Annotated in this window: 11 protein-coding genes; 9 read left to right on the forward strand and 2 right to left on the reverse strand. The window is 58.0% G+C overall.

Annotated features, from left to right (window positions below):
- The first annotated feature begins 11 nt into the window (after window positions 1-11).
- The 3 genes from FJ145_20755 (at window position 12) to FJ145_20765 (ending at window position 5,851) form a co-directional block, all read left to right on the forward strand.
- Entirely contained in the window at window positions 12-2,048 is a 2,037-nt protein-coding gene (locus FJ145_20755) for a hydantoinase/oxoprolinase family protein (GenBank protein ID MBM4263838.1), read from the forward strand.
- A 195-nt stretch (window positions 2,049-2,243) separates the two neighbouring features.
- Window positions 2,244-3,635, forward strand: a complete 1,392-nt coding sequence (locus tag FJ145_20760; protein ID MBM4263839.1) for an MmgE/PrpD family protein — start codon at window positions 2,244-2,246, stop codon at window positions 3,633-3,635.
- Between the two features lie 536 nt (window positions 3,636-4,171).
- Window positions 4,172-5,851 carry a hydantoinase B/oxoprolinase family protein gene (locus FJ145_20765; protein ID MBM4263840.1) on the forward strand — a complete coding sequence of 560 codons (1,680 nt, stop codon included), beginning with the start codon at window positions 4,172-4,174 and terminating at the stop codon, window positions 5,849-5,851.
- 273 nt (window positions 5,852-6,124) lie between these two features.
- Here FJ145_20765 and FJ145_20770 read toward each other — a convergent pair whose 3' ends face one another.
- Window positions 6,125-7,372 (reverse strand): sorbosone dehydrogenase family protein, encoded by a 1,248-nt coding sequence (locus FJ145_20770; GenBank protein MBM4263841.1) that lies wholly within the window; start codon window positions 7,370-7,372, stop codon window positions 6,125-6,127.
- Between the two features lie 127 nt (window positions 7,373-7,499).
- On the opposite strand from FJ145_20770, the gene FJ145_20775 reads away from it, so the two are divergent.
- The 4 genes from FJ145_20775 (at window position 7,500) to FJ145_20790 (ending at window position 10,755) form a co-directional block, all read left to right on the forward strand.
- Window positions 7,500-8,921, forward strand: a complete 1,422-nt coding sequence (locus tag FJ145_20775; protein ID MBM4263842.1) for a UbiD family decarboxylase — start codon at window positions 7,500-7,502, stop codon at window positions 8,919-8,921.
- Window positions 8,922-9,082: 161 nt separating this feature from the next.
- Window positions 9,083-9,328, forward strand: a complete 246-nt coding sequence (locus FJ145_20780) for a hypothetical protein (GenBank protein ID MBM4263843.1) — start codon at window positions 9,083-9,085, stop codon at window positions 9,326-9,328.
- A gap of 71 nt (window positions 9,329-9,399) precedes the next feature.
- Window positions 9,400-9,867, forward strand: coding sequence for a tetratricopeptide repeat protein (locus FJ145_20785; protein MBM4263844.1), 468 nt, complete (start codon window positions 9,400-9,402; stop codon window positions 9,865-9,867).
- A 171-nt stretch (window positions 9,868-10,038) separates the two neighbouring features.
- On the forward strand, window positions 10,039-10,755 hold the full coding sequence (locus FJ145_20790; GenBank protein ID MBM4263845.1) for a hypothetical protein: 717 nt from the start codon (window positions 10,039-10,041) through the stop codon (window positions 10,753-10,755).
- 121 nt (window positions 10,756-10,876) lie between these two features.
- Here FJ145_20790 and FJ145_20795 read toward each other — a convergent pair whose 3' ends face one another.
- Window positions 10,877-11,698 (reverse strand): alpha/beta hydrolase, encoded by an 822-nt coding sequence (locus FJ145_20795; protein ID MBM4263846.1) that lies wholly within the window; start codon window positions 11,696-11,698, stop codon window positions 10,877-10,879.
- A 65-nt stretch (window positions 11,699-11,763) separates the two neighbouring features.
- Here FJ145_20795 and FJ145_20800 point away from each other — a divergent pair, with 65 nt between their 5' ends.
- Window positions 11,764-12,921 (forward strand): 5-methyltetrahydropteroyltriglutamate--homocysteine S-methyltransferase, encoded by a 1,158-nt coding sequence (locus FJ145_20800; protein ID MBM4263847.1) that lies wholly within the window; start codon window positions 11,764-11,766, stop codon window positions 12,919-12,921.
- A 3-nt stretch (window positions 12,922-12,924) separates the two neighbouring features.
- A complete protein-coding gene (locus FJ145_20805; GenBank protein ID MBM4263848.1) occupies window positions 12,925-13,800 on the forward strand; it encodes an LLM class flavin-dependent oxidoreductase in 876 nt (291 codons plus the stop codon).
- Window positions 13,801-13,847: the final 47 nt, after the last annotated feature.

Here is a 13,847-nt window from a genome sequence, read left to right on the forward strand (position 1 = left end):
CGAAAGGCTTCATGAGAATCGCGGTTGATATAGGCGGTACATTTACAGATCTGGTTGCGGTCGATGACGGCGGCAAAGTCCATCGCAGCAAATCCCTGACAACTCCCGATAACTTAGCGCGCGGCATCGACGACTGTTTGAAGCTGGCCAACGTCGGCGTCGGCGCCGCGACGTTTTTCGTGCACGGCTCGACCGTGACGATCAACGCGGTGCTGGAGCGCAAGGGCGCGCGCACCGGGCTGATCACGACCAAGGGTTTTCGCGATATCTACGAGATCGGCCGCGGCAACCGGCCGGAAGGCTACAATCTATTTTTCAAACGGCCGGTGCCCTTGGTGCCGCGCGACTTGCGGCTCGAAGTCGACGAACGGATGTACGCCAGCGGTGAAGTGCTGACGCCGCTCGACGAGAAGTCTGCCGCTGAGACGATCGGCGCCTTGAAGAAAGCCGGGGTCGAGAGCGTTGCCGTCTGTTTGCTGCACGCCTACGCCAACGCGGCGCATGAAGAGCGCCTCGGACAATTGCTGCACGAGAAATTTTCTGAGGCCTACGTCTCGTTGTCCCACGAAATCCTCCGCGAGTTTCGCGAATATGAGCGGACATCGACGACGGTTTTGAATTCTTACGTCGGTCCGCTGGTGAGCCGTTATCTCGTGGCCCTTGAAAAAATGCTCGCTGACTCCGGCTTCCGCGGCACCTTTCGCGTCATGCAGTCCAACGGCGGCGTGATGTCGGCGGAGACCGCGAAGAAAATGCCGGTGACGATGATGGAGTCGGGGCCGGTGGCGGGCGTGATCGCGGCGGCGCGGCTCGGCGAAGAATTGGGCTGCCGGCAAATTATTTCCTTTGACATGGGCGGCACCACGGCCAAGTCGAGCTTGATCAAAGATTTCCTCCCGGAAGTGACCAGCAGCTACTACGTTGGCGGCTACGTGACAGGTCATCCGATGATGCTGCCGGTGGTCGACATCGTCGAGGTCGGCAACGGCGGCGGCAGCATCGCCTGGATCGATCCGGCGGGTGGCTTGAAAGTCGGCCCGCAGAGCGCGGCGGCGGTGCCGGGGCCGGCGTGCTACGGCAAAGGCGGTGCCGAGCCGACCGTGACCGACGCTAATTTAATCGCCGGCAGAATCGATCCCGAATATTTTCTCGGCAGCGGCATTCGCTTGGAGCGCGACAAAGCGGCGCAGGCGATCATGGAGAAAGTTGGCAAGCCGCTAAATTTATCTTTGGAAGAAGCCGCGCTCGGCATCCTCACCATTGCCAATTTCAACATGTCGCTTTCCGTGCGGGCGGTGTCGGTGGAAAAGGGCTACGACCCGCGCGATTGTGTGCTCGTGCCGAGCGGCGGCGGCGGTGCGCTGCATGCGATGGCGATTGCGCGCGAACTATCGGTGCCGCGAGTGATGATCCCGCCGATGCCAGCGCACTTTTCGGCGCTCGGCATGCTGATGGCCGATTTGAAGCACGACTACGTCCAGACTTTCGTGCGCGAGCTGGCTGACACAACCGGCAACGAGATCGCCGATGCGTTTGCCGGCCTGGAAAAATCTGCCACGGCAACTTTGAATGAAGAAGGCGCCAAGCCGGAGCAAATGGTGCTGCGCCGCTTTTTGGACATGCGCTACCGCGGCCAGGAGTACACGCTGCCGGTGCCAGTCGCGGCAGAGTTGCGCGGCTTGACAGATTTCAGCGCCATTCGCGAGCGCTTCGATCAATTGCATCAAGAGCACTACGGCCACTCGGCACCGAAGGAGCCGGTCATGATGGTCAACCTGCGGCTCACGGCGCTGGGGAAATTCGCAAGCAAATTGCCGTTGGCTACAGCGTCGCGCACGGAAGATCGCGGCGAACGCGGCCGGCGCGCGGTCATCTTTGAGAGCAAGCCCGTCGATTGCCCGATTTATCTACGCAGCGGTTTCAAGCCTGGCGATAATTTGATCGGGCCGGCGGTGATCGAGGAGATGGGTGCGACGATTCTCGTCTACCCGGGCGACAAGTTGCAGGTCAATGAGCTTGGGCAGTTGGTGATCGATATTCAGAGTTAGGTCTGATCTACAAGAATCGACGGCAGATGACGCAAAGGCGGCGGTGAGTTAACGAACCGCATGGAAGCGTCGCATGAGCTGCTGATGCGATTCGATTGACCATCGCAGTTTAGAACAACTGATGGGCGCTATTGAAATCTCCGATTCCCCGAGTAAGCCCGTAGGGCTGTATCGAGGGGCTAGTCTTAACGATCGATGCCGGAAGAAACTCTCAGCCAAAAGCTAGCAAACCACTGTGCAGCGCTGCGGCTTGAGCAGATTCCGCCGGCAGTCATCGACGCCGCCAAGCTCCACATTCTCGATTCCATTGGCTGCATACTCGCCGGCTCACGGTTGGAACCCGGCCGCCGCGCTTACCAACTTGCCATGGTGCTCAGCGATCATGGCGGTGCCTCGACCCTCGTCGGCACGCCTGCGCGCGTGAACTATCTGGACGCCGTCCAAGCGATGGCCACCGCGGCCCATTGCGGCGAGCTCGATGATATTCACGGCGGCGCCGGCACTTGCATTGGCGGCATGATCGTCCCAGCGCTTCTCGCCGTAGCCGAAAAATATGGCGGCACGGGCAAACGTTTCCTGGAAGCGGCAATTGCCGGCTATGAAACCATTGCCCGCGTCGGTCTTGCCATCGATGCGCCGCAATTGTTCGCGCGCGGCTGGTGGCCGAGCACGGTGTGCGGCGCCTTTGGCGTGGCGGCGGCGGGTGCGAAGCTGCTCGATTGGCCGGCAGAAAAAATCGTCAACGCGCTCGGCGTCGCGTCGCTTCACTGCGGCGGCATGCTCACCGGCGGCCAAGAGGGCGCGACCGCGCGCAATTTGGCGTTTGGCAGCGCGGCGAAAAACGGCGTATTGGCGCTGCTCGCCACCGAGCAAGGATTGACCGGGCCAAAACTCGCCTTCGAAGATCGGCGCGGCTTTTGCGCGACGTTGTCGGCAGCGCCGCGTTGGGAGTTTTTGCAAAACTTCGGCGAGTATTATCTGCTGGAAGTCGCGTTCAAGCCCTATCCTTGTGCGCGGCAACTCCACGCCGGCGTCGAGGCATTGTTGCGGTTGATGGCGCGTTACGCGATCGCGCCGGAACAGATCGGCGCGATCGAACTGGCGCTGCCGACCCAGAACGCGGCGATGGTCAACCGGCCGGCGACGCCGACGCTGCGCGCGGCGACTCTCGGCAGCGGCCAGTATGTGATGGCGGTGACCGCGCTGCGCGCGACGATTGATTTGCGATCGTTCGAAGACGAATTCCTACGCAGTGAAAAGGTTCACGCGCTGATGGAGAAAGTAACGGTAAGCCACAATGAGGAGCTGGATCGCCACTTTCCGAAGTATTGGTCGGGCCGCGTGACTGTGAAATTAACAGCAGGGCAGGTGCACACGGAGCAGATCATGGCGCCCAAGGGCGAGAGCGAAAATCCGGTGACACGCGACGACGTCGAGGAAAAGTTTATCGGGTTAGCGGCGCCGGTAATTGGAGAGGGGAAGCCGCGAGCAGTGATAGATCGCGTGTATTCTCTGGACACACTCGAAACGTTGGCTGATCTTCTCGACGAGATCCGAATCCTCGCCCCCGTTTCGGGGGAGAGTTAGAGAGGGGGCCGCAACGAAGGGCTTGCCCCATCCAAATCTTCCCCGAGGAGACTGTGTGGCAATTGTTATTTTGATGAGGCGGGGCCGAAGAATCCGCTTCGTGCGCGAAAAAGCAGATCCTTCGCTTGCGCTCAGGATGACGACACGGCCGATTTCTTTCCGTTGCGATACAATTTGAGGGCGGGGTGAGAAGTCGGATTGAAGCCATTTGCCGCTGTCAGCTATAACTTTAAAAGCTAAGGGGGCGTGACGCACGCAAAGAGCGCTCGAACCGAAGATTTTATCGATAACAGTTTGGTGCAGGAGCTGCGCAAAGAGGGGTTTTTCGCCCGGCTGCAAGGCGGCAAAGGTTTGTGAAAGTGAGAAAGACAACTATCCACAAAGAGCACAAAGGACACAAAGAAGAGGGGCAGCCATTCTTCTAGTCGCTGGCTCAGCAATTTCGCGTTGAGTCTGCTTCACGGCAAATGGTCCGATCTCTGCCTGATTTTCTATGTGAACCTTGTGCTCTTTGTGGTTAGATTTCCGAGGTCTATATGGCCATTGATCCCATTACTGTTGAAATAATCCGCTGCGCTTTGAAGGCCGCGGCCAACGAAATGTCGGCGGTGCTTAAAAAAACCGCCTACAATATGATGATCTATGAGGTGCAGGACTACTGCGTCGCCGTCCTCGACGACGAAGGGCGGACGATGTCTCAGAACGAAGGGGCGTTACCAATTTTTCTCGCTGACTTGGGTGTGGCGGTGCAGGACGGCATCGAAGTCTACGGCAGGGAAAATATTCATCCCGGCGATGTCTTCCTCGTCAACCACCCGGAGATCTGCGGCCAGCACTTGAACAACATGGCGGTGTACACGCCGTTTTTTTGGGAAGGGAAGCTGATCAGTTTTCTCGCCGTGCGGGCGCATTGGATTGACGTCGGCGGCGGCAGCACCGGCTTTGGCTCGAGCAACACGCGCGACGTCTATGAGGAAGGGCTGCAAGTGCGGTCGGTCAAAATTTACAAACAAGGGCAGCCCAATAGCGAAGTGCTGCGGTTGATCGAGGATAATATCCGTTTCCCGGAATCATCTCTGGGTGACTTGCGCGCGCAAATCGCCTGCTGCCGCACCGGCGAAGAACGTCTACAGCAAATCTGTCGCAAGTACGGCGGCGCGGTGTTTCGCCAGGCGGTGGAGCGGATCTGGGAACAGACTGACAAGCTGGTCCGCAAGTCCGTCCGTGCGATCCCGGACGGTGTCTACGCAGCCGCGTCGTTTCTTGATGACGATGGCAAGGTCATGAACAAAACCGTGCCGCTGAAAATCAAAGTCTTAGTGAGCGGCGACGAGCTGACGATTGACTACTCCGATGTGGCGGAGCAAGTGCCTGGATTCATCAATTGCGGCATCTCCGGTGGCATGGCGGCGGCGCGGGTGGCGTTTAAAGCGCTTACGTTGCCGCAAGGCGAGGTCAACGAAGGATCGTTTCTCGCGCTAAAAGTGATTCTACCTCCGGGCAAATTGCTCAGTGCTAAACGTCCCGCGCCGATCGGTGGCTGGAGTCTTTCGCTGCCGACTGTGCTCGATACGATTTTCCGCGCTCTGGCGCCGGCGATTCCCGAGCGCGTGCCGGCGGCGCATAAGGGCGACATGGGCGGCTATGCCATCTTTGGCATGAACTCAAAGACCGGCCGGCGCTATGTTTGCCAGAATATCGTCGGCGGTGGCTGGGGCGGCCGGCCGTTCGAAGATGGCGTGTCGTCAGCGGTGTCGATGTGCCAAGGCGATGTGAAAAACACGCCGATCGAATTGCAGGAGTTGTATTATCCCTTGCTTTACGAATGTCACCAGTTTCGCGCTGACAGCGGCGGTGCCGGTAAATATCGCGGTGGTAATGGCGTCGAGTTGCGAGTGAAACCGTTGGAGCCGTGTTTTCTGAGCCGCAACACCGATCGCATCAAGTGTCCCCCGTGGGGTCTGCTGGGGGGTGAAACGGCGCTGGTCAATGAAACCTACATCGAACGCAATGGCAACAACGATCCGTTGCCCGGTAAGTTTAGCCACCTGCAGGTGCAACCGGGGCAGACGGTAACCGTTTTCACAGCAGGAGGTGGAGGTTACGGCGATCCAATGAATCGCGATGCCGCGGCCGTCAAGCGTGATGTGGCACTCGGTTATTTGTCGAAACAACGGGCGGAGAAGGACTATCCGCACGCATTTCGCAGAAAATAGAAATCTGGAGGTGGTATGAACAGACTCGTTCGCTACGGGCTCGTTGTGCTGATGACGCTGGTCTTTGCCAACGTTGGCTTTGCGCAAGCCAAGAGAAACCTGCTCGTATAAGCTCTGGTACCCGGAGGCGGGGATGTCGACGGCGCAATATGACAAGGCGGCGGAGCGTTGGGAGAAGTTGCTGCGGGATGTTGGCCGGAAACAGTTCTGAATGGCCGCAAAAAACGCAAAAGTTCAGGGCGTAGGGGCGTGATTGGTCACGCCCGTCTTTTTCTATTTCTTTGCACTCACCCGCCAGATTTTTCCTGCGCCATCGTCGGCAACCAGTAGTGAACCATCGCTCCACACTGTAACGCCGACGGGACGGCCGTGGGCGCGATTGGGTTTTTCCTCGGCAAGAAAGCCGGTGAGAAAGTCTTCGATGGGGCCGCTCGGCTTGCCATTCTGAAACGGCACAAAGACGACTTTATAGCCGGCCGGCGTCGACCGGTTCCACGAGCCGCGCAGTCCAATGAAAGCGCCGCCGTGATAGCGCGACGGAAAAGAGTTGCCCATATAAAATGTCAGCCCCAACGCCGCTACGTGGGAGCCCATCGCATAATCGGGCTTGATCGCTTTGGCGACCAAATCGGGGCGCTGGCCTTTTTTGCGCGGATCTTCGATCTGGCCGAAATAGGAATAGGGCCAACCGTAGAACGCGCCGTCGCGCGCGCTGGTGAGAAAATCTGGGACGAGGTCGTCGCCCAGCCCATCCCGTTCGTTGACCACTGTCCATAGCGTTTTTGTTTTCGGCTCCCAATCCATACCCACCGGATTGCGTAAACCGCCGGCGAAAACGCGCATGGCGCTGCCATCAAGATTGGTTTGCAAGATCGCCGCGCGGCGCGGGTCCTTGGCATCGATGTTTTCTTCATCGACATTGGTTGCGGAGCCGACCGCGATGTAGAGTTTCTTGCCCTCCGGGTCGACGATGACGTTGCGCGTGTAATGGCCGCCCTCGGGAAGACTCAGTATGTTTTCCGCTTTGGCGGTGATCTGGGTGTCGCCGGTTCGGTACGGATATGCCACCACGGCGTCAGTGTTGCCGACGAAAATTTTCCCGCCGTGCAGCGCGACGCCAAAGGCGGCGTTCAGATTCGCCAAAAAAACTTCGCGCCGATCGGGCTTGCCGCTTTTGTTGGTGTCGCGAAAGAGCAGCGCGCGGCTATTGCCGCGGCGCCGGTTTGCTTCGACGACGAGAACGTCACGGTTCGGCAGCACGAGAATATTGCGCGGGTTATCGAGCTCATCGGCGAACAAAGTTACCTCGAAACCTGCCGGCGCTTTCGGCATGGCACCGGTGGGCCAACCTATGACCTGCGGCGAGTTGCCCACTGACTTGGTTGCGAAGGGCGGCGGCAAGACTAGGTGCTCCGACGGGCCGGTGTCGACGATGCGTCTCGGCGCAAGCTCGCCCGCAAGCGTGAGCGATGCAGCGAGGGTGCAGCTCGCGGCCAATAGTGCTGTGCAAAAAGATTTCATGGCTCACTATACAACGATCCCTTTGCTCTCGGAACAACCAGTGGTTCTCCAACCTAACGGGCCGCAAAGGAGTTGTGCAGCCGTGTAGTCCGTTCTAAGATCGGCGCGAATTTGGGAGGCGACAGCGATGCAATATCGTGACCTGCGAGGTTGGATTGACGCGGTGGACAAGTTTGGCGAGCTGCGCGTGATCGAAGGTGCCGATTGGAATCAGGAGATCGGTGCACTGACAGAGGTCTCGGCACAGATGCCTACGCCACCGGCTGTGCTCTTTGACAAAATCAAAGACTATCCCGCCGGCAAGCGTGTGCTCGCCGGCATCCACAATCCCACCCTCAAGCGCCAGTGTTTGACCACTCATTTGCCGCTCGATTACACGCGCGAACAATTCATGGCGGCGTGGAAGCAGCGGCTCGACAAGCCGACATTGATTCCGCCGCGCGTGGTCGACTCGGGGCCGCTGCTGGAAAACGTGTTTGAAGGGAAGGACATCGACCTGCTGGCGCTGCCGATTCCCTGGTGGCATGAAGGCGACGGTGGCCGCTACATCGGTTCGCTCGACACAACCATCAGCCGCGACCGCGACGAGGGCTGGATCAACGTGGGCTGCTACCGTGTCATGGTGCACGACCAGGACACCCTGGCGCTCTATATCTCGCCGGGCCATCACGGCCACATTCACCGGCAAAAATATTTCGATCAGGGCGAGCCGTTTCCGGTGGCGATCAGCTTCGGTCCCGATCCACTTTTGTGGTTCTTCGGTCAAATGGAAGTGCCAGCGGGTCAGTCGGAATACGATTACGCAGGCGGTGTGCGTGGCGAGCCTTACGAGGTGATTCTCGGCAAGCACGCCGCTTTGCCCATTCCTGCGTATTCGGAAATTGCCATCGAAGGAGAGGTGATTCCCGGCACGAAAATTCCCGAGGGACCGTTTGGCGAATTTACCGGGTACTATGCCGGCGGACTGCGCTCTGAGCCGATGCTCAAAGTAAAGCGGTTGATGTATCGCAACGATCCGGTTCTCACCGGCGCGCCGCCGTTCAAGCCAGCGCCCGGGGCGGAGAACAATCTGATCCGCGCGGCGTATATCTGGAACTACCTCGACAAAACCGGCGTGCCCGACGTGCGCGATGTGGCGTATCATCAAACCCGATTGATGGTCGTGGTTTCGATCAAACAGCGATACCCGGGCCACGCGCGCCAAGCGGCGCTGATCGCGTCGCAGTGCCGCGCCGCAGCCCTCTTGACGCGCTATGTGATGGTGGTCGACGACGACATCGATATTTGGGATAGCAATGAGCTGTTGTGGGCGCTGTGCACGCGCACCGATCCGGCGAAGGATATCGACATCCTGCGCCGCTGCTGGAGCAACCCCATCGACCCGATCATTCCACCGAGCGAACGCGGCTTTCAGTCGCGCGGCATTATTGATGCGTGCAGGCCCTATGAATGGATGAATGATTTTCCGAAAGTGTCGGGGGCGAGTGCAGCATTGAAAGAAGCGGTGAAAAAAAAGTTCGGCGTGGGCTTAACGGGAAAGAAGAATTAAACACAAAGGGCACATAGAAGATTCATCGGATCGGAAAATAACCGCAAAAAGCAAGTCCTGAGCGATGTCGAAGGGCGCAAAGGCGCAGAAAAACGCACTTGCGTTAGGACCGTTGTCATTGCGGCGCCCGGGTGAATCATGCGCAGAGCCATCGTGAGCAGATGAAAGCGAGGATCCGTGCCGTGTTGCGCAGCACGGAAACGATTCTGAAAAACGAGGCCGAAGTGGTTGGGTTTGTCCAGAAAGATTTTGGGCTGGATCAGCGCGTCGCGGCGGAGAGCTACAAGATTCTTAAGCAGGTGTTGACTCCCGACGGCGATATTAAAGAACCGGTGCTGAAGTCGATCATCGACAAGATTCGGCAAGAGCCGGCGATGGCCGCGGAGGTGCGGAGCGAGCGGAACTGAGGAAGCGTTAGAGCATTGCCCTTGCGATTCGTGGTGATAAGATTGCCTCATCTTTCTCTAGGGGGTTGCTTATGAAGGGTCGAGGAGCGTTTTTTGCGTTAGCCCTGAGTTTCGTGATCGGTACAGGCGCGGCTTTGGCGGATTTGCCGGAGCCGAAACCGAAGACAGAGAACCCAAACGTAGTCGCTGGTCGTAAAGCAATCGAAGCCAAAGATTTCAAGGCGGCGGTTGGCCATCTGACCAAAGCCGTGCAGGAAGTGCCGAACGACGCTGACGCTCACAGCATGCTCGGTTTCGCCTATCGCAAGACCAATGTGTTCGACAAGTCGATGGAACACTACCAGCGGGCACTCAAGCTCGATTCCAAGCACCGCGGCGCCCATGAATATCTCGGCGAGCTCTACCTCGACATGAATCAGTTGGAAAATGCCGAGAAACAGCTGGCGGCACTTAAGAACGCCTGTCCATTTTTCGGGAAATGCAGCGAGTACGAGGATCTAAAGAAAGCGGTTGATGCTTATAAGGCTAAGAAGAAATGATGCAACCGTTAATGGCTGCCAAATCCTGAAACTTTCCGGAGCTCTTCGACTGGGCTCAGGGCGAACGGATCGGATGCTGAAATAGTTAGAAACAATCCGTTCATGCTGAGCCCGTCGAAGCATTCTTAAGGACTTTTCAGAATTCTCGCAAGCTGGACGGAGGAGGTGGCCATGGCTGAGGTTGTTAAGAAGATCGGTTTCGTCAGCGGCGGTTCAAGCTCGATGCCCCACTATGCGAGCATGGCGCCGATCATCCCCAAGGGTGTCGAGCTTGATTACCAAGGGTTGAACCTCTACGGTGAGTCGCTGTTCGGCATCGCCAATAAAAAAGACTTCATCATTAGCAGCGTGAAGAAGTTCATCGCCGAGCAAAGGTGGGATGGGGTGATCCTTACGGCAGCGCCCACGGAAGTTCTTAACCCTGGGCTCTATGCCGATATGCAAGCGGCGTTGACGATTCCGTTTACCACTGCGCTTCATGCCTGCGTCCAGGCACTGCGCGCCTATGCCGCGCCGAAAGTTCTTTTACTCACACCGTTCGACACCAAGTTGAATGATCTGATCGTTGACCATCTCGCCAATGCCGGGGTGACGGCGCTTTCTCCCAACTCCTTCGATCAGCTCGATGTCCCAAAAAAGATGACACCGGACGAAGTCTTTGACCTCGTGAAAAAGCATTTCGGAGCAGTCGGCAAGGTCGATGCGATTTACTTCCAAGGCGCTGTGCTCGATCCGATCAAGTGTCTGGATCGGATCGAGTCGGAATTAAAAGTGACGGTGATCGCAAGTAATCCGGCGATGCTTTGGTACGTGGAATCGAAGTTGGGCATCAAACATCCCGTAAGCGGCTACGGCCGGTTGTTGCGAGAGTGGCCGGCGCTGCCGTGATGATAACAGTGGTTTCGGGCTTCCGAGTTTCGCGTTTCGGGTTTTTGCTCGGTCGTGTGGCGAAGATCTCTCTCAATCCAAACATATATTCTCGGCCTCGGGCTGTTCCTGAGGAGGTCGCCTACCCCAGTGTACGCTTTAGCCAATCCGTTGCGACCCGCGAAACTTTGTCCTCAGCCCCCACATAAAAATGATCGCAGTTCGGGATGACGTGAACCTCACAAGGCCCGGCGCAGTTTTCTTTGAACCTCTCGGCGGGGTAGTTATCTATCGGTTCTTGATCACCCCGGATGAATAGCACAGGGCACTTTATTTTCGCCGCGTTCGCGACCAAGTCCGGAGCGTTTACCAAGCGGTCGAGATAAGTCTTTGCCGAGATCACCCACCACCAGTCGGGGATCAGCATGAGCTGATCCGGTTTCCCGGCTGCCATTAGCTCTTCGGCGTGTTCTTTCAGTTCGGCCGGATTGCCCGCCAATGAGTAGTTGCGTGCCGACCGTGGGTTGGTCATACGGTTGCCGCCGGCGTGGGCCGAAAGCAGAATCAGCGCTTTGGTTTCTGGGTGATTCGCGACGTGTTGGCTGGCCAACACGCCGCCGTTGCTGTGGCCAATGACGATCGGGTTTGAGAATCCTTTGCTCGCTAAATATTTCGCAGCGAGCTCGTTGTCCTCAATGCCCTGCGCGACGGTTTGATAGGCGCCGCCGACGCCGGCGCGGCGGTTGTAGGTGCTGACGGAGTCGTGGCCGCGGCGGTTGAACGGCATGAACGTGTAGCCGAGTCCGGTGATGTGCGGCGCCAGAAAGCGCGCGGCGCAGACGTAGAAGTTCATCTGATTGCCGTGGCAGTACATCGCGGCGTTTTGGCTGGGGCCATCGGGTGTGTAGTAGGCGGCGTCCAGTGGATCGGTCGGCGTTGGAATGCTGATGAGTTCGGTGCGCATCACGGAATCCTCGTCAGTATGAAATCTTTGCGCCAATATGGCTTAATGAGCGACAAATTCAAAGCGTGCCAGGAAGAGATTGGAGAAGTTCTACGGCAGAGAAACAAACCCCGCCGTTTCGCGCGGATCACGTGGGCAGCCTGCTGCGCCCACCAGCGTTGTTGGAGGCAAGAGAGAAGTTTGAAAAAGGCGATCTCGATGCCGCTGCGCTGCGCGCGGTGGAGGACCGCTGCATCCGCGACGTCATCAAGATGCAAGAGGAAATTGGCCTGCAAGCGGTGACCGACGGCGAATACCGGCGCAAACTGTGGAACGTCGACTTTGTCCGCAAGTTCGAAGGCGTGCTCGTCAAAGAAGGCTTGGCGAGCGAGGCGGAAAAATCGTTTCAAGGCGGCGATCCCAATGTGCAGCGCTCGCCGACACGCTTCGAAGTCACCGGCAAGCTCAAACGTGTGCGCGAGCACGAAGTTGAAAACTTTAAATTTACCCAATCTACCACGAAAGTGACGGCGAAGTTGTCGATCCCATCGCCGTCGGTTTTGCACTTTCGCGGCGGCCGCCGTGGCGTGAGCCATGCGGCGTATCCAGAGATGGCGGATTTTTTCACCGACTTGGCGCGCGTCTATCGCGAAGAGATTCAGGCGCTTGCCGCCGTCGGCTGCACCTATTTGCAGATCGACGATACCAACCTGGCCTATTTGTGCGATCCGAAGATGCGGGAAGGCGCGAAAAAGATTGGTGAAAATCCTGACAAGTTGCCGTCACTCTACGCCAACTTGGTCAACGAGTGTATTAGAGACAAGCCGGCTAACATGATCGTCTACACCCACCTATGCCGCGGCAATTTCGCCAGCGCCTGGGTCGCCGAGGGCGGTTACGATCCGGTCGCGGAGGTGTTGTTCAACGAGCTGAAAGTTGACGGCTATTTTCTGGAATTCGACTCGCCGCGTGCCGGCAACTTTGCGCCGCTGCGCTACCTGCCCAAAGGCAAGCGCATCATGCTTGGCCTGGTCACGAGCAAAACCGGTGCGTTAGAAAATCCCGACGATCTCAAGCGGCGCCTCGACGAGGCATCGAAGGTCGCGCCCTTCGATCAACTCGGCATCGCGCCGCAATGCGGCTTCTCCAGCACGGTGTTGGGTAACAAGCTGACCGTCGAAGATCAGATCAAGAAACTGGGATTGGTTGTCAAAGTAGCGCGCGATGTCTGGGGTGCGGTCTAGAACGTGGTGAGGAATTTTCACGGCGAATTCGGCGTCAAATTCGCCTCGCAAAGTGCGTCGCAGTACACGGTTGCCGATTCCGTTCGCCTGGCGCAGCTGGCGCAGGCGAAAGGTTTCAAGCAGGTCTGGGTCAACGACAATCTCGGTCAGCGCAATCTTTTTGTCGTGCTCTCCGCCATAGCGGCGCGGGTGCCGATCAAGATTGGCACGTCGATTATTGTTCCTTACTTTCGCAATCCGATGGATATTGCCGATAGCCTCGCAGCGCTTTCTGAGTTAACGGACGGCCGCGAGGTGAGCGTCGGCATCGCGCGGGGCGAGTTGGCACGTGCGGGGCAGCAGGTCGAAATGCCGAAACCCGTCGCCATAGTGCGTGAGACCGTATTGGCGCTCAAAGCTTTACTTGTCGGCGAGACAATCTCGTTTCGCCACTATCCAGTGTCGGCTGCGTATCATCACATATTGCCCGAGCAAGAATTTCGTTTGGCTTTCGCTCCAGCGGCGCCGCTCAGGTTTTATTGCGGCGGCCACGGGCCGCGCATTCTCAAGTTTGCCGGCGAGGCGATGGACGGGGTGTTCTTTGGCGATCACCTTATCCCGATGGCCCGCGCTTACCGGCTCGAATCGATTCTCAAGATTTCGCGCGACTCGGCTCAGGCTCAGACGAGAACGCTGGTTGACGTCGGCGAGATCGATATCGCCATTGCGCGCGATCGCTGCCGCGCTTATGACTTTGCGCGGCCTTTTGCCGCCCACGTGCTGTTGCGTTGCGAAGAGATGGGTTTTGCCGCCGATGATTTTCGCGCCAAATCTCGCACCCGCGGTCGCTTGATCTCCACCGTTCCTAGACTCAGCGTAAACCGTCGACCCTTGCCGTAGCCGTTACGATACCCGGGCTGCTCCACAACGTTGACCTTGCGTTCGCT

This window comes from Deltaproteobacteria bacterium, assembly GCA_016874755.1.
Classification (GTDB): Bacteria; Desulfobacterota; Binatia; order UBA9968; family UBA9968; genus DP-20.

Bases quoted from the DNA above. Each gene is read 5' to 3' on its own strand.
- FJ145_20790 (MBM4263845.1), top strand. From the start codon at position 10,039: ATGGCTGAGGTTGTTAAGAAGATCGGTTTCGTCAGCGGCGGTTCAAGC.
- FJ145_20765 (MBM4263840.1), top strand. From the start codon at position 4,172: ATGGCCATTGATCCCATTACTGTTGAAATAATCCGCTGCGCTTTGAAG.
- FJ145_20795 (MBM4263846.1), bottom strand. From the start codon at position 11,698: ATGCGCACCGAACTCATCAGCATTCCAACGCCGACCGATCCACTGGAC.
- FJ145_20785 (MBM4263844.1), top strand. From the start codon at position 9,400: ATGAAGGGTCGAGGAGCGTTTTTTGCGTTAGCCCTGAGTTTCGTGATC.
- FJ145_20780 (MBM4263843.1), top strand. From the start codon at position 9,083: ATGAAAGCGAGGATCCGTGCCGTGTTGCGCAGCACGGAAACGATTCTG.
- FJ145_20755 (MBM4263838.1), top strand. From the start codon at position 12: ATGAGAATCGCGGTTGATATAGGCGGTACATTTACAGATCTGGTTGCG.
- FJ145_20760 (MBM4263839.1), top strand. From the start codon at position 2,244: ATGCCGGAAGAAACTCTCAGCCAAAAGCTAGCAAACCACTGTGCAGCG.
- FJ145_20770 (MBM4263841.1), bottom strand. From the start codon at position 7,372: ATGAAATCTTTTTGCACAGCACTATTGGCCGCGAGCTGCACCCTCGCT.
- FJ145_20775 (MBM4263842.1), top strand. From the start codon at position 7,500: ATGCAATATCGTGACCTGCGAGGTTGGATTGACGCGGTGGACAAGTTT.